This window comes from Desulfurococcus amylolyticus Z-533, assembly GCF_000513855.1.
Lineage (GTDB): Archaea > Thermoproteota > Thermoprotei_A > Sulfolobales > Desulfurococcaceae > Desulfurococcus > Desulfurococcus amylolyticus.
In genome coordinates this window covers 202,860-221,825 of record NZ_KI911318.1, presented here as the reverse complement: position 1 = coordinate 221,825, position 18,966 = coordinate 202,860, and the positions used below count along the sequence as shown (strand labels likewise).

Below are 18,966 nucleotides of genomic sequence, written 5' to 3'. Positions count from 1 at the left end.
GTGAACCCGGTCTTTGAAACAGTTTCAAAGGAGATAAGTATTCTTGTAAATAGACTCAGAGATCTTAAGGTGCCTGAATACCGTATTTCAAGGATTGAGGAGATGATTAAAGCACTTAACTCCACTAGGACCCCGCAGATAGTTGCAAGAGATCTTTTTAACACGTATGCCGGCTTCATATCACTAGTGAAAGAGCTTGAATCCGGGTTAGATAAAGGGGTTGATGAATTAGAAATATATGTTTTCCTGGATAAAATCGAGGAAAAGCTGGCTGAGTTCATTAATATCACTAGAAAATCCTATGTCAGGGAGAAGATACAGCTTTCACTCCCATTATTAATGACCACGATTTCATTTGCCTTATTCATTTTGATAGACCCAGTTATCCCGGATATTATATCCCTAGGCTTCTCCATCTTGGGCATGTCCATCTTCTATTTCAATTCGACACTAGGCTTGTTAAGTGTTGTAGCTAATATAGTTTTAAACATTATGTTATCCCTCTACCTCAACGAGTTAAGGCTTGACATATTATTCCTAGAGGTAATAATCGCTTTTTCGGCAGTGCTCCACATATACATTATTAGGGAGTCCTCGAGTGTAGGATACATAGACCAGGTAGTTAAATCCCTTAAGGCCGTTGACACGCTTGTGGCATCCTATATTAAACCCATGGATGTCAGCGCCGTGGCAAGCCTATTAAGCACTATTCAGTCACATTATAGCACTGATAAAATAGCTGAATTATTCAGGTATAAGGCCGTCGTTATGCTAATGAATGGCTATAGTATTGAAGAGGTTGAGAAAAGCTTGTTCAGAGCCAGTCCTGAGAAACAAATAACCTGACTACTCAGTTAATGGTCCTTTGGAAACAAATCAGCTTTATATTGCTTTTTAACTAGTTAAAACATATTTGAGGCGATAATCGTTTATGGTGGTTTGAGGCATGCCAAAGGAGAAGAAGGATACTGGTCAACAATCAACTAGTGCTGAGAAAGGTAAGGAGATAAAAATAGTAACAAAACATGTGGTGACGCCAAGCGATCTTGAGAAGGATCCTAGGGCGGTTAAACTACTCTATATAATATCGCTAAGTAATGGAATAAGTGAGAAAGCCTTAATGAGCCTCCTATACTTAATGAAGCAGAATGGATATGATCTAGGCTACTCCTTTACCCTTTTAACTCAGTCACCAACCAGTAGAGACGTCTTGAACGAGTTGACGATGTTAAAGTATCTGGGTTTCGTGGAAGTAGGGGCGAATAAGAAGCTGATCATATCTAGTGCAGGCAAGGAGTTCCTGGAGGCGCATTTAAATATAGTGGGCGGTGACGCTGAAACCATTAAGAAGTTATTCAGTGATTTAAAGCCTAAGATACAACCCCTCGATGTCGAGGTAGATGTAAAAACCAAGAGAAGACTGTAACACAATTATATGGTTGGAGAAACGCCTCTCCTAGTTTCTTTTTCCTCTTTCTCGAATGCAAATAATGGATTCAGCGCGTTTTCCTCCGCTAGTTTTCTTAGATGCTCACTGAACTTGCTGGTGTGCTCGATATCTAGCTCTATTAACTCGTAGAGTATAATCCTTAGCTTAGACCATAGTTCAATCAGCATCTCCCTAGGCATATGGCTGGTTATCATGGGATCTTTTAACCACTGGTCGAATGCCTCAATAGTCTTCCCCATGTGTTGGAAAGCTAGCCTGGAAAGAGTGATCAACGCCAGTCTATCAAGCTCCTTATAATTCTGCTCAGCCTTCTCAAACATCTCTTTTACCATGTTCTGCCTTTTCACCCATGACTCTAAGTTGCTGAAAAACCCATCCATTCCAATTCACCCTTAACATTTTCAAGGTATTAATACTACTTTATATTTTACTATTCCATTATAATCAAGCAGATAATGCAAAAACAGGTTTAATTACTCATTAATACTTTTACAATCGAAAATCCCGTCCTTTAGGGCGGAGATTAAGTGCTTATCTCATAGCCATTAAAGGCATAGAAAGACCTAAACTGGTACAGAAAGCTACAAGCCAATGTTTCTGTCCCGTGATCCCTGTGATGATGAATTATGAAATCGGTGCAATTCTACTGGGAGCCACTTAATCTGAAAAATTAATTAAATATTAAGAGGATGGGGAATAATTAAAATCTCTTAAAGAGGATACAGCAGATAATGGGAAGGAGTAGTGGGTAAGCCTGAGACTATAGAAATAGGTGTTGATGAAGCCGGAAGAGGACCATTTATAGGGGACATGGTGATAGCTGGTGTAATTGGTTTAAGTAGCGCGTTTGAATCGCTGGTTTCTATAGGATTAAGGGATAGCAAGCTCCTCGAACCCTTGAAGAGACTTATGATATTAAATAACATGCTCTCACTGGACATAGATATTGTTGCAACCTATGTAAGCCCTATCCACATAGACAGAAGTAACATGAATATGCTTGAATACACCGTGATATGTAGTATCCTCAAGTATCTATCCTACAGCCATATCCTAAGACAACGCCAGGGTACCGGGGTAAGGATATATATTGATGAAGTGAAGGGCTACAATGATAAAATAGGGGAGTGTGCTAGAGGACTGTACAGGGGTAATGTAGAAATATTCATTGAATCCAGGGCAGATGCGAAATACCCGGCTGTTTCTGCTGCAAGCGTAGTAGCGAAAATACTCAGGGACAGTAATATTAAGGCACTACAAGTAATAGCGGGTGAAACGGGCTCCGGATACCCTAGCGATCCAGTCTCTAGGAGATGGCTTGCTAATATGTATAGAGATGATGGTGAACCCCCTGTATACATCAGGAAAAGTTGGGGCATAGTGAAGGATCTAGCCCCCAGCTGGTACGTTAGTAAACAAGTGAAGCATGGTAAAAAGGAGGGATCCTTACTAGACTATATTAGAAGGGGAGTAACCTATGGTAACCAACCTACCAGCGGAAGCAAAGGCTAAATGGCTAAAGGTAATGGAGGCTAAAACACCAGAGGAAAAGATGAAGGCACTAGAGGACTTCTTATCCAGTGTACCCAAGCATAAGGGCACAGAGAAACTAAGACTTTGGGCGACTAGAAGACTGGCTGAACTCAGGGAAGAGATTGAGGAGAAAAAGAAAAGAAAGACCGGTAGAGGCGTCTCCTTCTTCATCGAGAAGGAGGGGGATGTCCAAGTAGTTGTTGTGGGTCCCCCTAACACTGGTAAAAGCATGCTGGTTAATAGGTTAACCGGGGCTAGAACCATTATTGCTGACTACCCTTACTCCACTACGTATCCGGTACCAGGTATGCTTAAATATAGGGATATATACATACAATTAATTGACACCCCTCCATTAAGCAGGGACAGTGTTTTCACGAATAGGGTTATCGGCCTCGCTAGAAACGCTGATGGCCTTCTAATAATTCTGGATGCAACAATGGATCCCGGGGCTGAATTCAACGAGGTTAAGGAAATACTTAGGGAGTACGGTATAATACTTTCAAAGCCAGCCGGTAGAGTAGTTATCGAGGTATCCAGGAGTGGAAAACATGGGTTAAGGTTTACGTTGATGGGGAGATTACTCAATGCAACACTTGATGATGTACGCAAGCTACTCGAGGAGTACAGGATATATAATGCACATGTAAAGATATATGGAGAAGTCACATTAGATGATGTGGAGCAGGCATTATTCGAGAATACAGCCTATAAGCCCGCTATAGTATATATTAATAAAGCCGACCTGGCGAAAGACATCGATACCGTTATAAAGGCTTTCACGAGTTCATGTAATCTACCTATATTATACGGTTCCGCTATGACCGGGCTAGGCCTCGACAAAATAGGTGAAGCATTATTCAACCAGCTTGAACTAATCCGGGTATACACTAAGTCGCCTAATACACCTCCATCCGAGAAGCCGCTGGTACTTCGAAAAGGCGCTACTATACGCGATGTCGCTGAAAGCATACATAGGGACTTCGTGAAGAACTTTCTCTACGCAAAGATATGGGGTAAATCTGTCAAATACCCTGGTGAAAAAGTAGGTCTTGAACACATCGTTGAGGACGGGGATATCGTGGAAATACATATCCGCGGCTAACTAATCCTTAATTCGAGAGCTGAAGAACATCACTCATTAGCCATCGCATTCCCTAAGAGGTATGTTGAGCCTGGTAAGTAGCGTCGATAACGCATTGAGAGTACCCCTCTGATCACATATAAACGCCTCCACTGGGGTATATAGGGTTATCAGCCTTAGAGAATCCTCCTCGGGGCATCGTTTATTCATCACTATTAGTTCAATACCCCTCCACCTCTTTAAAACACCTGTTTCACGGAGGAGTTTAATGCTCTCCCTATCAGTTACTATTATTTTATCACCTCTTGCAATTGCATCTTCCACGAATTCGACCACCGGCTTACATGGCTTCTCAACGGATAAAACTATCATTGCCAGGGCTCCTCATGGAGTAGATGCAGAAACCAGGTTTTTATATTTTCAAGGAATACAGTTTATAGTAGGGCTAGTTTAACTATAGGGGTTTAAAATGATAAGCGATCTTGCCGAGTTTCTTAAGAGGTATGGCTTCACACCAGTTGTTTACGATAACATAATTCGCGTCTTTGACGAAGAGCTTCCAGTATACATTGAGATAAAACTAGACACCGGCAAAATCTATACATCTATAGGTTTTACGAATGAATTGAGAGAGGTTTTCGATGAAATGTCATCAAGCGGAGAGGACGTGGAGGAAGCCGTGGATGAGGCGTTAAGCCGTTTAAACGAGTGTGCCCTCCTAGTTAAGAAATGGGCTGAGTCGAGAAATCTTATAACTATCTTTGAGTTAAGAGAGGGTAGTGCCGAGTTATTATCTCTCGTAGAGGAATATATGGAGGGGTTAAATGAATGAGCGATCCCCGGAGACTTTTCGGAACCGATGGAGTCAGAGGGGTTGTAAACGAAGACTTAAACCCGGAATTTATACTGAGACTCGGGCTAGCAATAGGCTCCTATTTTGATAAAGGCTCCAGGGTACTTATTGGGATGGATTCAAGGGCTGGGGGCGAGATAATTAAGGGCATTGTTTCAGCAGCACTAATGTCAACAGGTGTAAAGGTATATGATGCTGGATTCACCCCCACACCAGCCCTTCAATACGTTGTCAAATCTAATGGCTTTGATGGAGGAGTTATGATTACAGCCAGCCATAACCCTCCCGAATATAACGGGATAAAGGTGATCGGCCCCTACGGAATCGAGATCGATAGGGATGAGGAAAGAAAGATAGAAGAGATATATTGGGAAAGCAATTTCAGGAGGGTTAACTGGAGTAGTCTACCGTATAGTGTAGAGAAACATAAGATGGTTAATGAGGAATACGTGAAAGCTGTGTTAAGCCATATAGATAAGGACCTTATTAGAGCCAAGAACTATAGGGTACTCATAGATCCAGCTAATAGTGTTGGCGCATTAACAACGCCGCTAATAGTTAAGGAACTAGGTGCAAAACCAGTTGTAATTAATGGAACACTAGATCCCTTATTCCCTGGGAGAAACCCTGAGCCAACAGTTGAAAACCTGGCTGAAACAGCGAAGGTAACAAGGGAGTTAGGAGTCGTATTAGGTATCGCACATGACGCTGATGCCGATAGAGCTATAATAATAGATGAAAAAGGCGTTGTCAACTGGGGGGATCGAACAGCAACGCTTCTAGCTAAATATCTGAAAGAGGAGAAGGGATTAAGTGGGAAGGTCTATACTGCTGTATCATCCAGCATAATGGTGGAGGAGGTTTTGAGACCCCTCAACATAGAGGTTGCCTGGCTTAAAGTGGGTAGTGTCGATATAGCTCACACCATGAGAAGGAATGGTGATGCCTTATGTGGATTCGAGGAGAACGGTGGATTCATGTATCCACCCCACCAATATGTACGTGATGGAGGAATGACCACTGCATTATTTCTCGAGATGATGGCCAGGTACAATGCATCAGCATCACAATTATTCGATAAGCTACCAAAGTATTATACCTTGAAAAAGAAGTATAAGATGGATCGTGAGAAGGCTTTAAGAGTGGTTGAACTAGTTAAAGAAGCGTTTAAGGATAAACGGTTAATAACGATCGATGGTGTAAAAGTCATCTCATCCGATTACTGGTTTCTAGTGCGGCCAAGCGGTACGGAACCCTTGCTCCGAGTAATGATCGAGGCTAAGGATATTGAACGATTGAATGAGATATCATCATTGATTGATTCGATAATAAGGGAGGTGGTAGGTAAGTGATGAGATATTGGGGGCTAGATGTCCTAGTATGCGTGCACTGTAAACATCACCCATTAGAGATTACAGTAATAGAATCCGAAACCCAAGAGATAAACACAGAAAATATTGAGGTACCAGTGTGCAAGGATTACTGTGGATACCTCAAGGAGAAAATAGATAGGAACAAGGTTTATCCTTGCCAGGAGTGCCTCAGGATAGGTATTAAGACAGCAGTACTATATTGCACCAGCTGTGGAAGATGGTATCCTGTTAAAAACGGGATAGTCTACATGCTGACAGACAATAGGAGAAATCTTTCAAGCGATAAAGAATTCCTAAAGCTCCACATGGACAAGATACCTGAACACATATTGAAACATGGTAAACCAGTAAACTTAGAAACGAATAGGGAAGAAGCAAATAAGTAAAAAGGTCTTTTGGTTAAAAACTCATTTCTGTCTAGGGCATACATAGTCTAATTGATATTTACCTCTCTCCATTAGTCGATCCCATAAACGCTCTACAACCCTGTGAACGTATTCCACTGCTTTTTCCTCATCAACCCTGGTTAGCCTGTGGTTCCTCAATATTATTCTACCATTAACTATCACGGTGTCAACGTCTTTACTGCCGAAAGCATTAATCATATGCCCTAGAACAGTCTGTGAGTTAACCGGTGTTGAAGGCGTTTCAGGTCTTAATAATACTATATCGGCTTTCTTCCCCTTCTCTATACTCCCTAATTCATCCTCTACGTGAAACATTTTCGCTACGTTTATGGTTGACATCTCGAATACCTGGAGAGGTGTGAGTATCCTAGGATCCCTGTTCCATAGTTTATGGATGAGGTATGCTGCCCTCATGTTCTCGAATTGATCAAAGACATAGCCATCATTACCTATTCCAACATTTATCCCCAGCCTAAGCATTTCAGGTACCCTGGCTACTCCAACAGCGTTCAACATATTGCTTAAGGGGTTGTGAGCCACATGCGCCCCTGTCTCCCTTATAATGTAGAGCTCATCCTCCGTGATGTTAACAGAGTGCACCAGGTGGACGTCGTCTCTGAGGAATCCGAGCTTCTTCATTCTCTCAACTGGCCTTACTCCGTACCTCTCTATATTATGGTAGACATCTACTAATCCCTCGGCTGTGTGTATCGCTATTAAGGCTCTATGATTATCCGCCATTTCACGGGCCATTCTAAATAATTCATCGGTGACGGTGAAGCTTGAATGAAGATAAATAGCTCCTTTCACCAGCTTGTTGGGATCACTATTATTTTTCATGATGAATCTCTCATTCTCCTTTAACCCCCTGATCCCTTCCTCTATACTTCTCCTCTGCGTTGCTTCATAGGATATTATCCCTCTTATCCCGACTTCACTAACCCCTTTCTCAATATAGTCTAAGACCCCGTTGATCGCGTTTGGACTACTAATGTTATCGAAGAAATTAGTTACACCCGACTTAGCGAACAATATTGAACCCATGAGGGCTGAAGCATATGCGTCTTCATACGTTAACTCGACATCTAGGGCCCACCATATTCTCTGGAGGTTCTGCTGGAAATCCGTGGGAGGTTCTATCCTAGAGAACCAGGGACTCCCCGTCAAAAGGAGTCCGTAGAAGTGGGTGTGTGCACACATTAACCCAGGTATGGCTATCATGCCACGACCATTTATTGTTTCCTCACTGATATACTTATCGGTCCCATCTCCTGCTCCAATATCAACTATTCGATCATCTCTAATAGCAATGTATCCATGGTCTATGATACGTCGCTCATCATTCATTGTTACAACCAGGACATTTGACACCAGTACGTCAACTTTTTCCCTCAAGGAATACCCTCCACTTCTTTGACTTAATATTACCTTAGCTAAGTAAATAAATTTAAGTCGAAACATCGGAATAGCTATACTTAGGTATCCCACTCTTTATTTCGACCAGTTAGAGGATAACTCGGCCATAGATGAGAGGTAGGTGGCTATTACTATTAATCCTCCCCCGATTACTTTATATGGTTCAATTCCCTCCAACCCCATCGCCAGCGAGAAGATTAGGGCAAAAACTGGTTCAAGCAGGAATATTAGTGCAGCTGTTAGAGGGGAAACATATCTCTGACCCCATACCTGGAAAAAAGTTGCCAGAACCGAGCAGGCTACGGCGAGATAAGTTATATAAATCAAAGCCTCAATGCCCACAGCTCCCCCGAGAATTAATGCAAAGGGATAGGTGAGCGCACCCGGTAAGAACATGCCGTACAATATCTCTATTATACTAGAGGATCCATAGCGGGAAACCAGGATTATCTGGGCTGCCCAGGCAATAGACCCCATGAAAATAAGGAGCACACCTATGGTTAACCCACCGCTCGGAGAGGTTAACACATATAGGCCGGAGAGTGCTAAAAGAAGGGCTATACCATCTATTAAACCATAGTTCCTTTCAACGAGTGCGATATATAGGTGGACATGTACAGAGTTAAGCCCGGTTATGAAGGCGCTGAGAGATGGTGTTGTATATACTGTTCCAGCTGCTTGAAGGAATAAGCCAAGGAAATATGCTATGCCCACGATGAACCCCTTATATAGGCTGTTAATGGATAGTACTCCCCTATACATTTTCAATAATATAATCGGTGTCAACAATATTACTGCGATAAATGATCTGAGAGATGAGTAAGTTAGAGGAGATACGTCTGTTACCGATAACTTAATGAATGAGAAGGACGAACCCCAAAGTATAGTCGCAACCACCAGCGATACCACGCCAGCAACTCTCTTATTCATGGAGACACCTATAAGTCTGCTCTAAGTTGATTAAGAGACATCGTGTTTTCACATAATAAATTATATGAAGCACATTTAATTTAAAGTATTAGTCAAGTAGGTAGAATGAGAGATAGGAGAAAAAGGATATAGGTTCTTTAAAACCAACTATGGACATGATTAGTCAGGTATTATTCTTGTACCAGCATTCCCTTTTAACGCTTCATAAGCCTGCTTCAAATGAGCTATTACAGCCATCTTACCCCCGTTTTGGACGAATCTCATCCCGGCAAGTATTTTTGGACCCATGCTCCCTGGCTTGAAGTGTCCTTCCCTATAATATTTTAATGCCTCGCTAACCTTTACCACGTCAAGAGGTTTAGCATTTGGTGTTCCATAGTTTAGAAATGCCTTCTCGATATCTGTCAATATTAATAATATATCCGCCTTCAACGCCGAAGCCATTCTCTCCGCGCCGAGATCCTTATCTATCACACCCTCTAATCCATGTAATAAGCCATTTTCATCTCTGTATACAGGTATTCCCCCGCCTCCATCAGCTATCACGATGAATCCCTGCTCAACTAGCATCTTAATGGCATCTATCTCAATCTGGCCTATGGGATCTGGGGATGGCACAACCCTCCTATACCCACCGCGTGGATCTGGTTTAAATACCCAGCCAAGTTCTCTCGATAATTTTTCAGCTTCCTCCTTGCTATACCATGGACCTATGTACTTTGTTGGATCATTGAAGGCTGGATCATTCCTATCTACAAGCGTCTGTGTGATAATGGTTAATACTCCCCTTACCTTGGAACCAAGTAGCTTCTTCTCGGCTAGCTTATTATATAAAGCCTGCTGTAGCATGTAGCCAAGCCATCCCTGACTCATGGCACCGGCTACATCAAGGGGCATCGGTGGTATGTTCTTCTCCTTTAACCCTAGACTCATCCATTCCGCGATTATACCTACTTGTGGGCCGTTACCATGCGTCACTACGACGCCATAGTTTTCCTCGATGAGTCTCGCTATAAGTTCTGCGACAGTATAGGCATTTCTCCAATAGTCCTCGGCCACGCCTCTGTCTCCTTTGGTCTGGAATGCGTTTCCTCCTAACGCTATTACTATTGTATCCAGTCCTTTCTTCATATGGCTCTTACCCTCCAATGATATGATTATATTAGTTTCGTAGGAAGCGTTTTAAATCTTGACAGTTAGTGGGATAATAACATTATAAAATTTATTTATTAAAATCGATGTATCCCACTAATTTTTAAGGCCTTGAAACATAAAAATAATAACAGGGATTGGAAATGCTCGAGGCATTGAACCTAGTGGTCGAGGTAAACAATAAAATAGTCATTAACGATGTAAGCATTAAGGTGGAAACAGGAAGCATCACTGCCCTAATGGGTCCTAATGGTAGTGGCAAAACATCCCTAGCATACGCGATAATGGGGCATCCATCCTATAGGATCCTTAAAGGGAGTATATTAATAGATGGCTTAGATTACACATTTAAGCCTACACACGAGAGAGCCCTAGCCGGCCTATTTCTCGTGTTTCAAAACCCAATTGAGCTCCCAGGTGTATCGCTTGAATCATTAATAAGGAGTGCAGTAAATAAGAGGCTGGGTAAAAACGACTTATTGGAGCACGTGCCAGGATTACCCGATAGAATACTCGGGGAGGCAAAGCTTATCGGGTTGAAAGAGGAGCTCGTCACTAGGGATTTAAACATTGGTTTCAGTGGTGGCGAGAGAAAAAGAAGCGAGATACTTCAAGCCAGGGTTCTAAAGCCGAAGTACTTGATCCTCGACGAGCCCGATAGCGGTCTTGATGTCGACGGGGTTCGAATAATTGCCGACTACATTAAGGAGGTAGCATACTCTAATGGCGGGGTGCTACTTGTAACACATAACCCTACCCTACTAAGTTACGTTGAACCCAGCATCATCTATGTCATGCTGAATGGAAGGATAGTTGCGGAGGGCGGGTTAGAAATAGCTGATAAAATAGCTAGGGAGGGATACAACTGGTTGAGGTAAAGTAGTATGGCTATTGAGCTATCTAAGAGTCTTGAACACCATGAGATCGAGCCTGTTGAATACAGAAAGGAGATAGAGATCAAGGGCAGACTATCTAGAAGTATTGTAGAGGAGATCTCAAGAGTGAAAAAAGAACCAGAATGGATGAGGCTTTATAGACTTAAGGCGCTGGAGGCATTTGAAAAATTCCCCTCGCCTAGATGGCTTCCTTGGATTGAGAGCATAGACCTCGATGAGATAGCTTCATACTATGTTAAACCAGCAGCTTCAACAGTAAGCAATTTCGATGAACTACCCAGCGAGATCCGTAGAATATATGAGAGGCTTGGATTACCTGAGACATACGCCAAGTACCTGGCTGGGCTTTTAACCGCGCTCGATAGTGAAAACATATATACTGCAATGAAGGACTTACTCAAGAAGCTCGGGGTAATAATGCTTCCTATGGAGGAGGCGATCCAGAAATACCCAGACATCGTTAAGAAATACTTCGGTAGGGTATTCCCGTACACAGACCACAAGTTTGCCGCGCTGCATCATGCCCTCTGGAGTGGCGGAGTATTCGTCTATGTCCCGAGAGGCGTTAAAGTACCCTACCCGGTTGAAGCATTTTTCTTCATTGGAAGCGAGCTAGAGGGGCAGTTCGAGCACACAATTGTAGTTGGCGATGAGGGGAGCGAGATAACGTTCATTGAGGGTTGTAGCGCGCCAAGGCTGAAGAGGCATAGCTTCCATGATGGTATGGTTGAGCTCTACGCTCATAAGGGATCCAGGATAAACTTTGTAACGGTTCAGAACTGGAGCAGGAACATAGTGAACTTCAATAATAAGAGAGGTATTGCAGAGGATGGAGCCATTATAGAATGGGTTGAGGGAAGTATAGGCAGTAAAATAACCGTGACATATCCGTCTACGATATTGAAGGGAAGGGGCTCGAAGACGACGAGCACCGTGATAGGTATAAGTAATGGTAATGTGGTTAAGGACGCCGGGTCGAAGATTATTCATGCCGCACCCTATACTAGTAGCAGGATAATATCTAAGAGTATTAGCAGTAACGGGGGAATAAATATATATAGAGGACTAGTACAGGTGAATAAGGGAGCCCTTAATGTAAAGAGCTATACGCAATGCGACAGCCTCATACTCGACGATAAGAGCTCTAGTAGTACATATCCGATAGAGCACATTATGGAGAAGGATGCTGAAGTCGCTCATGAAGCAACTACGTTCAGGATAACTGAGGATCAGTTATTCTACATGACTTCTAGGGGTCTAAGCGAGAAGGAAGCCGTCTCACTCATAGTACTCGGATTTGTTAAGGATATTTTTCCAAAGCTACCATTCGAGTATGCATCGATGTTGACGAAGGTTATACAGTTAGAATTCAAGGAGATCGGGGGGGTTGGATAATGGCTAAGACGGTTGCAAGAGGGGCAGGGGACTCACCAACCATTAAAAAATATATTGATAAATCCCCGCTTGAAGAACTTGTTCGGAGAGCATTAAACAGAGAAGCCCCCGTCGCTAACATATTAATTAAAGCCTTGAGCCCCAATGCATTTATTGATTCGCTTTCACCAAGTGGTAGCATAGGGTTTAAATCAATCCCGGTAATCACAGTGTCCCAGGGCTTCTACAGGGTTCGAAGCACTGGTGGAGTATTTGATGTAGGTGTAGAGGACTCTGGGGATGGCGTTATAGCTGTAGGGTATATAGAGCTGATCTTAGAGGGTTCAGGTCTCACGATTCTAAGAATACCGGAGAATCCCGTACATAGAATCATGGGTATAAAGGTAACTGTGGTTAAAGGAGTTGATCACGAGGTACTCTTGATTCATAAATCAGGTAAGAGGGCGGTGGATCTCAGCGAAATCATAGTTGAGCAAGGGGATGCAAGTAGGCTAGCCCTCGTAGCATTATTCAACACTGGCTCTATACTACAAGCCAGGGTGGAGTCCATTCAGGGTGCTGGCTCATCAATAGAGAAGACTATACTGGTTAACTCTACACAGGGATCACGTGTAGAGGTAGAGGATTACTCATATATAGATAATCCTAGTGTAAGCGCGGAGTCATATATAAGGTCTAGGCTGGAAGGGGGCTCTATAGCTGTTCTACGTGGCAGAGGCATGGCCTCCAGGAGGGCATCTGGCTCTAGAATAGTGTATGGCATTGAGTCATTGATTAATGATGCTGAGAGTACAGCGTTCATGCATCCATTTCTAGATATACATTCCAATAATATAGTGGAAGCCAGACATTACGCTAGAAACTATTTGTTAACCATGGATAAATTATTCTATATCGAGACAAGAGGACTGAAACCAGATGAGGCGGCCATGTTACTGGTACACGGCTTCCTAACAAGAGGACTGAGTAGAGCTGCGAGAGAAATTATTCTAAGCAATATCAGCTCTTCTTGAAAACATATATTATTCTATTATTCTCAACGGTTTTAACAGTTACTTTATAACCATATCTATTGCCAAGTAGTTGAGCCAAACCCTGGGGTATTATCTCGGGTGTTGTGGTAACCTCCACCTCATCATTTTCCTTTTCCTTTATGATGGATATCAGCCTTGACAATGGATTATCACTGCATCCACCAGCCTTGGTGAGATCGAGTTGTAAAACCACTGTAACCACTGTTATTCTTCTAATTTATTCGACCCTATTAAGAATTGCATTCAGTTGTGACAATGGATATCTAATGTATTTATGAGACGTTATTTACAGTGTAAATAATACAAACAATTTCAATATTAAATATTTATAAGCATCCTTATTGATACTACTCAATTGAACCCTCTACAGGGGATCTGCATGTCCAAGAAGGGTAAGAAGGAAGAGAAGAAACAGGAGCAAAAACCTGAACAAAAGAAGTAATATCCTGCTTGTTAAAACTCTTATTTCAATCACACTTTTTTACCTCACCAACCTTACTCGACGTGATACAGATTTCACCCATAACCTCAATGAACCTATTCTGTGATCTAGCAATGGTAAGCTGATTCATTATTGAATTAACCTCTTCATTTTTAACTAGCTCGGCTTGCTAGGGGGGTAAAATTTATAAATAGGGAGAGGGGGATTTGTTATTGAAGGGGAGGGGGTTGATATGGAAGCGCTTACCATTAAGAAAGTCATAGGGAAACATGTTTACGGCGAACTCTATGAGTGCGACCCAGGGATTTTAATGAATGAGAAGGATTTAGTAGAAATAGTTAAGAAGGCAGCTGAAATAGGTGGTTTCACATTACTTGATGTAAAGGCGTGGAAGATCAACCCTGGCGTAAGCGTTGTTGGCATAGTGTTGGAGAGCCATATAAGTATTCATACGTGGCCCGAATTCGCTTTTGCCACAGTGGATGTATATACCTGTGGCAATAAAGGCGACTCGGTTAAAGCATACAAGTATATTGTTCACGCTTTAAAAGCCAAAAGGCATACATTAAGAGTGGTGAATAGGGACTACGAGGATAATTAATGATTGAAACGGATATATGCGTGATTGGTGCTGGCCCAGCTGGGTTGAGCCCTCTTGTTTTTATTGGGAACAGGGATGCAGTTATTTTCGAGGAACATAGGCAACCCGGAATCCCTAAGCATTGTAGTGGGCTAATAGGGATTGAGACACTCAGGTTAATGAGGAGTTATGTGGGCGATATTACTGATGCATCCTATAATACAATACTATTCCACGCTTTTAACCGAGTATACGAGGTATCCTATAGGGATAAATTCGTATTCCACATTAACAGACCACTGCTAGAAGAGAAGCTTGCCTCACTCGTCGAGGGAAAGGGACATAGAATACTCTATGCTTCTACAGCTAAACCGGTAGGAATCAATACCATATCTATTGGAAGTGTTGAATACCAGTGTAATATGATACTTGTAGCCGAGGGGGCTAGCGGGAGGTTTAGACGCTTTTTCATAAATCCCTATCCTGGATTTATTGTTGGAATCCAGTACTTGTCTAGGATTGAAAATGTTGATGTTGATACTATATATATAAGTTATTCAGAATTCACACCTGGCTTTTTCTCATGGATTATACCATTGGATAAAGACACGGCTATAATAGGAGGAGGATTCGATGAACCCCGCGTAGAAATAATTGAGAAAGCACTTAACCGTATAGCCACTATCTACGGGGTAAAACCAGGGGGAGTGAACGAGAAATTCGGTGGGATAATACCGAGAGACAAGCCATTACTGGATCCAGTCTATGCTGGTAGAGTAGTGTTCCATGGGGATAGTGTCCCATTAACTAAACCATATACGGGAGGCGGGCTCCACTATATTTTTAAACTATCAAAACACCTGGGCGAAGCCATAGATAACAATAGTCTCAGTAGTTATAGGAGAATTTACCATAGTGCTGTCCATAAATTACTTCTAGAGCATCAAGCTTTAAGCATACTTAGAAAGATATCCATGGGGATACCAGTGCCCTTCATAACGGGTTTAAATAAGATGGGGTTCTTCACGCCAAGCGACTACGATAAACATTATGCGCTTATATTTAAAACAATACCACTAGTACTGGGGGGCTTATTCCACTTCCTAGCTAGTCCCCTAAGAGATCATTGGATACATAGAAATCATAAACAAGTGTTCCCAACCTAGGCAAGGTGTTCCAAGGTGATATAATCCACAATACCCGGGATGCTGCGAATTCTTCTGGCCTCCCTGAGTTTAATCTCCGCATAGTATTCCAGCAAGTCCCTTGGGAATATGGGCCTCAAGTACTCATTATCGCTGATAAGGTATTCAACAGCCTCCTCTAAACTCCTCGGAAGCCTCCTCAGTTTTCCCTCTAGGGACAAACGGTAAAGAGGAAAATAGATCCAGGGGACCCGATCAGCTATAATGTATATGAGAAACGGGAGGGTGTTCCAGGCCGCCTTTAGAGGCGTGCAGAGGGCAATAGAGGAGAAGGCGAGGGAGTACGGCGTGCCAGTAATCTATGTAGATCCCAAGAACACCTCTAGGCTCTGCCCGGTTCACGGCTCAAAAATAGTCTACGGGGATGAATCAAGGATAGGCAAGTGCGAGAGAGGCGGTGAAATATGGCACAGGGATGTGGCAGCTGTGTGGAACCTCCTCCTCAAAGCCTGTGCCTCAGCTGGCTGTCCCTTATCTTGGAGACCATCTTCTCACCGGGTCTCCTGCCGAGCTTCTCCATGACTATGGCGTAGCGCCTCTTGAAAGCCTCTCTCACAATAATGCTCGCGATCTTCCATCTTGCGTCGTCTTTCTTTTTCTTTTCCTTAAGCTTCCTCAGGATCCTCTTCTTTCTACTAAAATTAGTCCCGTAGACAACGTCGTACTTCTCCTGCACCCTCTTCCTGCGGTAGTAGTAACCCAGAACAACTTTCTTCACATTTGTCTCAAAGAGAAGCGCTACGCCGTCGAGTAGGACAGTCGTGTTGTTCTCGTTAACATCAACAGGTATGAAGCCGCGTGACCTATGCTCCTCAACATCCTTCACGAAGGTTAGGTAGACTAGCAACTTCCTGCTCTTCTTGTCCAGCTTTATCTTTGCCTCAGAAGCAAGCTTCCAGCCCTTATTCACGTACTTCCAGTACTGCTTGTGCGGTATAACTTCGAGGAGTACCCAGCCCCTATGGGTAGCTACTTCGATAGATGTCAAACTGTTTGCTCTCCACAGGTGGTCGTCCAGCCAAATAGAGACGCTGTTGACTTCTGGGTGCTCTCTTTCAACCAGCCCTTTCTTCTTCAGCCTGAGGAAGCTCTTGGCTCTAGCAGAGGCGTCCTGGCATGCTGTGTAAGCGTAGTGGGAGGGGAGATGGGGGTAGAGACTCCTTAGCTCGCGATACTTCAAAGCTTTCAGCCTTGTGAAAGATGCGACACCCTCCCTCACAGCGTATAACGTGAGTTGCTCGACCATGTTCCGGTACACGCCCTCGAGCTCGGCGAAGACCCTGAAGAGTCTCCTTGGAATGGGCGGCGTCTCGACTACAATGGTTCTAGCTACTCTCGCCAGCGCCCTTTTCGACCTCTTCCACTAGCTTTTTGAAGCCCTCAACGAGCCTCTTTTTTCTGTGGCTCCTCATACCGTAGAGCTTGCCAGCAAATGAGGTGACTATCGATAGTAGATCCTCCACAAGCTCTCGGTGCGCGTCCTTAGGCTCATCACCATAGATGACCTCTATCCTGACCCCGTACTGCCTGAAGAAGTACTCTAGGTACTCGAAGCCGAACCTAGTCAGCCTGTCCCTGTATGTAGTAACCACGACGTCTACCTGCCTGCTAACTACGTAGTTGAAGAGCTTGAGTAGTCCTCTGCGGTCAGTCTTCAGCCCGCTGGCGATGTCTGTTAGGACGTCGACTACTCTGTAGCCCCTAGCAGAGCAGTACTGGGTGAGGTACTGCACTTGCCTCTCGAGGTCGCTCCTCTGGTCGCTGGAGCTCACGCGAGCGTAGACGACAGCCCTCACTTCTTTGGCTTCCGGCCTCCCTCCAAGGATGCGCTCTACCTCAGAGTACGGTACTCTCATCCTGCCACTAGGCGTTCGCACGACGCTCACTCTGCCTTGAGAGACCCACCGCTTAAAAGTCCTGTAGCTAATCCCAACAATCTCGCAGAACTCCCTAGGCTTCAGCAACCTCTCCAACATTCGACCTCAACTGNCTATAAAATTTCCTCAATGACCTTAATAAACGTTTCTGCCCTCTTATAGGGTTTTCCAATATATCTTGGTGCCTGGATTCACCTTCCTTATATGTGATACCTTGTTTAATGACATCTTGAATCCGCAGGATTTATGAACTTTATAGTTTTATATATCTTTATATATCTAGTATATATATATATTTCAATAGGTATTCCATGGATATTCTAAGTGGAAACATTAATTAATGCTGGAACAAATATTTATATACTTGGTGTCGAAATGAATGTACCAATACCCCGGAAGCCCCGTCCTCTCAGGAAAACTGACCCATACAGGCTACTTAGAAGCGATGGTACCCCCAATTTTGATGACAATATCTTCAAGGTAGAGAAGGAGCTTTACTTTATTGCTAGAAGAGAGCCCAGGATAGTCTCTCCCTCAACCGTGATAAGGCGGGCCCTTGAGGAGATATCCACGTATGGGAGAAGCCTCCTTGTTTCACTAAGTGATAGGAGGCTTCACGGTTTACTCACCCTTGGAGACTTAATTAGTTATCTCGGTGGTGGAGAATACTTCAAGATCGTTGCCAACAGGCATAAATACAATATCTACTCAGCCCTTGAGAAGGAAATCGTTGAGACCATAATGGTGAAAAACCCTATTAGCTTATACGTTGACGATACATTAATCAACGTGCTTGAAGCAATGATCGTGCATGGCATAGGCGTTATCCCCATATTGAACAGGGATAACACTATCTACGGCATCATCACCGAACATGATCTCGTTAAATACCTCTACGGCATCATCAAGACCGGTTTAAAAGCCAGGGAAGCTATGTCAACGCCGGTTTTAACAATAAGTATCAATTCAACACTAGGAAAAGCACTGGAAACCATGAGTACCTATGGGTTTAGAAGACTGCCCGTGACAAGCGGCAACACTGTGGTAGGCATCCTGACTGCAATGGATATAGTCAAATACTTCGGGAGCCATAGAGTATACGGGGACACCAGCACCGGGGATATAAGGGAGGTGCACTCTAAGAAAATCGAGGATTTGATGACAAGTTCCCTAGTAACTGTGAAGCCCGATGATGATCTAGCAGTAGCGATACAGGAAATGGTAGATAAAGGGGTCAGCTCCGCACTCGTCGTTGACGATGAAGGAGTACTCCAGGGAATAATCACGGAGAGAGATGTATTATACGCCTTAACAATAACAGGGTACAGGGCTGGTTAGC

At 43.4% G+C, this 18,966-nt stretch carries 22 protein-coding genes and 1 pseudogene; 14 read left to right on the top strand and 9 right to left on the bottom strand.

Features of this window, described 5'->3' with window-relative positions:
* Together SPHMEL_RS01295 and SPHMEL_RS01290 are read left to right on the top strand one after the other, a co-directional pair.
* Entirely contained in the window at positions 1–846 is an 846-nt protein-coding gene (locus tag SPHMEL_RS01295) for a hypothetical protein (RefSeq protein ID WP_042666921.1), read from the top strand.
* Positions 847–946: 100 nt separating this feature from the next.
* Positions 947–1,426 (top strand): hypothetical protein, encoded by a 480-nt coding sequence (locus SPHMEL_RS01290; protein ID WP_042666920.1) that lies wholly within the window; start codon positions 947–949, stop codon positions 1,424–1,426.
* Positions 1,427–1,431: 5 nt separating this feature from the next.
* On the opposite strand, the gene SPHMEL_RS01285 is transcribed toward SPHMEL_RS01290, so the two are convergent.
* Positions 1,432–1,830 carry a DUF2153 domain-containing protein gene (locus tag SPHMEL_RS01285; protein ID WP_042666918.1) on the bottom strand — a complete coding sequence of 133 codons (399 nt, stop codon included), beginning with the start codon at positions 1,828–1,830 and terminating at the stop codon, positions 1,432–1,434.
* A gap of 364 nt (positions 1,831–2,194) precedes the next feature.
* On the opposite strand from SPHMEL_RS01285, the gene rnhB reads away from it, so the two are divergent.
* Positions 2,195–2,962, top strand: coding sequence for a ribonuclease HII (gene rnhB / locus SPHMEL_RS01280; RefSeq protein ID WP_042666916.1), 768 nt, complete (start codon positions 2,195–2,197; stop codon positions 2,960–2,962).
* Complete coding sequence (locus SPHMEL_RS01275; RefSeq protein WP_042666915.1) at positions 2,928–4,088, top strand: OBG GTPase family GTP-binding protein; 1,161 nt, start codon at positions 2,928–2,930, stop codon at positions 4,086–4,088. Before rnhB ends, SPHMEL_RS01275 begins: the two co-directional genes overlap by 35 nt.
* A gap of 36 nt (positions 4,089–4,124) precedes the next feature.
* On the opposite strand, the gene SPHMEL_RS01270 is transcribed toward SPHMEL_RS01275, so the two are convergent.
* On the bottom strand, positions 4,125–4,439 hold the full coding sequence (locus SPHMEL_RS01270) for a hypothetical protein (protein WP_012607685.1): 315 nt from the start codon (positions 4,437–4,439) through the stop codon (positions 4,125–4,127).
* A gap of 97 nt (positions 4,440–4,536) precedes the next feature.
* Here SPHMEL_RS01270 and SPHMEL_RS01265 point away from each other — a divergent pair, with 97 nt between their 5' ends.
* The 3 genes from SPHMEL_RS01265 to SPHMEL_RS01255 are packed head-to-tail and all read left to right on the top strand — an operon-like array spanning position 4,537 to position 6,679.
* Entirely contained in the window at positions 4,537–4,899 is a 363-nt protein-coding gene (locus tag SPHMEL_RS01265) for a hypothetical protein (protein ID WP_042666913.1), read from the top strand.
* Positions 4,896–6,272, top strand: a complete 1,377-nt coding sequence (glmM, locus tag SPHMEL_RS01260; protein WP_042666912.1) for a phosphoglucosamine mutase — start codon at positions 4,896–4,898, stop codon at positions 6,270–6,272. Before SPHMEL_RS01265 ends, glmM begins: the two co-directional genes overlap by 4 nt.
* Positions 6,272–6,679, top strand: a complete 408-nt coding sequence (locus SPHMEL_RS01255; protein ID WP_042666911.1) for a Trm112 family protein — start codon at positions 6,272–6,274, stop codon at positions 6,677–6,679. The genes glmM and SPHMEL_RS01255 overlap by 1 nt, the downstream gene beginning before the upstream one ends.
* A 21-nt stretch (positions 6,680–6,700) precedes the next feature.
* On the opposite strand, the gene SPHMEL_RS01250 is transcribed toward SPHMEL_RS01255, so the two are convergent.
* The 3 genes from SPHMEL_RS01250 to arcC form a co-directional block, all read right to left on the bottom strand.
* The gene (locus tag SPHMEL_RS01250; protein ID WP_042666909.1) at positions 6,701–8,095 is read right to left on the bottom strand and encodes an amidohydrolase family protein; all 1,395 of its coding nucleotides are present in this window, start codon (positions 8,093–8,095) and stop codon (positions 6,701–6,703) included.
* A 96-nt stretch (positions 8,096–8,191) separates the two neighbouring features.
* Positions 8,192–9,046: a DMT family transporter gene (locus SPHMEL_RS01245; RefSeq protein WP_042666908.1), complete on the bottom strand. Its 855-nt coding sequence runs from the start codon at positions 9,044–9,046 to the stop codon at positions 8,192–8,194.
* Between the two features lie 159 nt (positions 9,047–9,205).
* Entirely contained in the window at positions 9,206–10,177 is a 972-nt protein-coding gene (arcC, locus tag SPHMEL_RS01240) for a carbamate kinase (RefSeq protein ID WP_042666906.1), read from the bottom strand.
* Between the two features lie 164 nt (positions 10,178–10,341).
* Here arcC and sufC point away from each other — a divergent pair, with 164 nt between their 5' ends.
* The 3 genes from sufC to SPHMEL_RS01225 are packed head-to-tail and all read left to right on the top strand — an operon-like array spanning position 10,342 to position 13,502.
* A complete protein-coding gene (sufC, locus tag SPHMEL_RS01235) occupies positions 10,342–11,076 on the top strand; it encodes a Fe-S cluster assembly ATPase SufC (RefSeq protein ID WP_042666903.1) in 735 nt (244 codons plus the stop codon).
* 6 nt (positions 11,077–11,082) lie between these two features.
* The gene (gene sufB / locus SPHMEL_RS01230; protein WP_012607677.1) at positions 11,083–12,489 is read left to right on the top strand and encodes a Fe-S cluster assembly protein SufB; all 1,407 of its coding nucleotides are present in this window, start codon (positions 11,083–11,085) and stop codon (positions 12,487–12,489) included.
* Positions 12,489–13,502 (top strand): SufD family Fe-S cluster assembly protein, encoded by a 1,014-nt coding sequence (locus SPHMEL_RS01225; protein ID WP_042666901.1) that lies wholly within the window; start codon positions 12,489–12,491, stop codon positions 13,500–13,502. The genes sufB and SPHMEL_RS01225 overlap by 1 nt, the downstream gene beginning before the upstream one ends.
* On the opposite strand, the gene SPHMEL_RS01220 is transcribed toward SPHMEL_RS01225, so the two are convergent.
* Positions 13,489–13,716, bottom strand: a complete 228-nt coding sequence (locus SPHMEL_RS01220) for a hypothetical protein (RefSeq protein ID WP_042666900.1) — start codon at positions 13,714–13,716, stop codon at positions 13,489–13,491. The genes SPHMEL_RS01225 and SPHMEL_RS01220 overlap by 14 nt on opposite strands.
* Before the next feature lie 481 nt (positions 13,717–14,197).
* On the opposite strand from SPHMEL_RS01220, the gene speD reads away from it, so the two are divergent.
* Entirely contained in the window at positions 14,198–14,566 is a 369-nt protein-coding gene (speD, locus tag SPHMEL_RS01215; RefSeq protein ID WP_042666898.1) for an adenosylmethionine decarboxylase, read from the top strand.
* Positions 14,567–14,610: 44 nt separating this feature from the next.
* Positions 14,611–15,711, top strand: a complete 1,101-nt coding sequence (locus SPHMEL_RS01210) for an NAD(P)/FAD-dependent oxidoreductase (RefSeq protein ID WP_232216702.1) — start codon at positions 14,611–14,613, stop codon at positions 15,709–15,711.
* On the opposite strand, the gene SPHMEL_RS01205 is transcribed toward SPHMEL_RS01210, so the two are convergent.
* Positions 15,708–15,911, bottom strand: a complete 204-nt coding sequence (locus SPHMEL_RS01205; protein WP_042666896.1) for a hypothetical protein — start codon at positions 15,909–15,911, stop codon at positions 15,708–15,710. The genes SPHMEL_RS01210 and SPHMEL_RS01205 overlap by 4 nt on opposite strands.
* A 43-nt stretch (positions 15,912–15,954) precedes the next feature.
* On the opposite strand from SPHMEL_RS01205, the gene SPHMEL_RS07120 reads away from it, so the two are divergent.
* Positions 15,955–16,272, top strand: coding sequence for a zinc ribbon domain-containing protein (locus SPHMEL_RS07120; protein WP_084322061.1), 318 nt, complete (start codon positions 15,955–15,957; stop codon positions 16,270–16,272).
* On the opposite strand, the pseudogene SPHMEL_RS01200 reads toward SPHMEL_RS07120, so the two are convergent.
* Positions 16,196–17,092, bottom strand: a pseudogene (locus SPHMEL_RS01200) (nuclease/transposase family protein); the annotation flags it as partial. The gene SPHMEL_RS07120 and the pseudogene SPHMEL_RS01200 sit on opposite strands and share 77 nt — an antisense overlap.
* Positions 17,076–17,726 (bottom strand): IS607 family transposase, encoded by a 651-nt coding sequence (locus tag SPHMEL_RS01195; RefSeq protein ID WP_042666894.1) that lies wholly within the window; start codon positions 17,724–17,726, stop codon positions 17,076–17,078. The gene SPHMEL_RS01195 and the pseudogene SPHMEL_RS01200, both read right to left, overlap by 17 nt.
* A gap of 276 nt (positions 17,727–18,002) precedes the next feature.
* Between SPHMEL_RS01195 and SPHMEL_RS01190 the strand changes: the two genes are divergently transcribed.
* Positions 18,003–18,965 (top strand): CBS domain-containing protein, encoded by a 963-nt coding sequence (locus tag SPHMEL_RS01190; protein ID WP_042666893.1) that lies wholly within the window; start codon positions 18,003–18,005, stop codon positions 18,963–18,965.
* The last annotated feature ends 1 nt before the right edge of the window (position 18,966 follow it).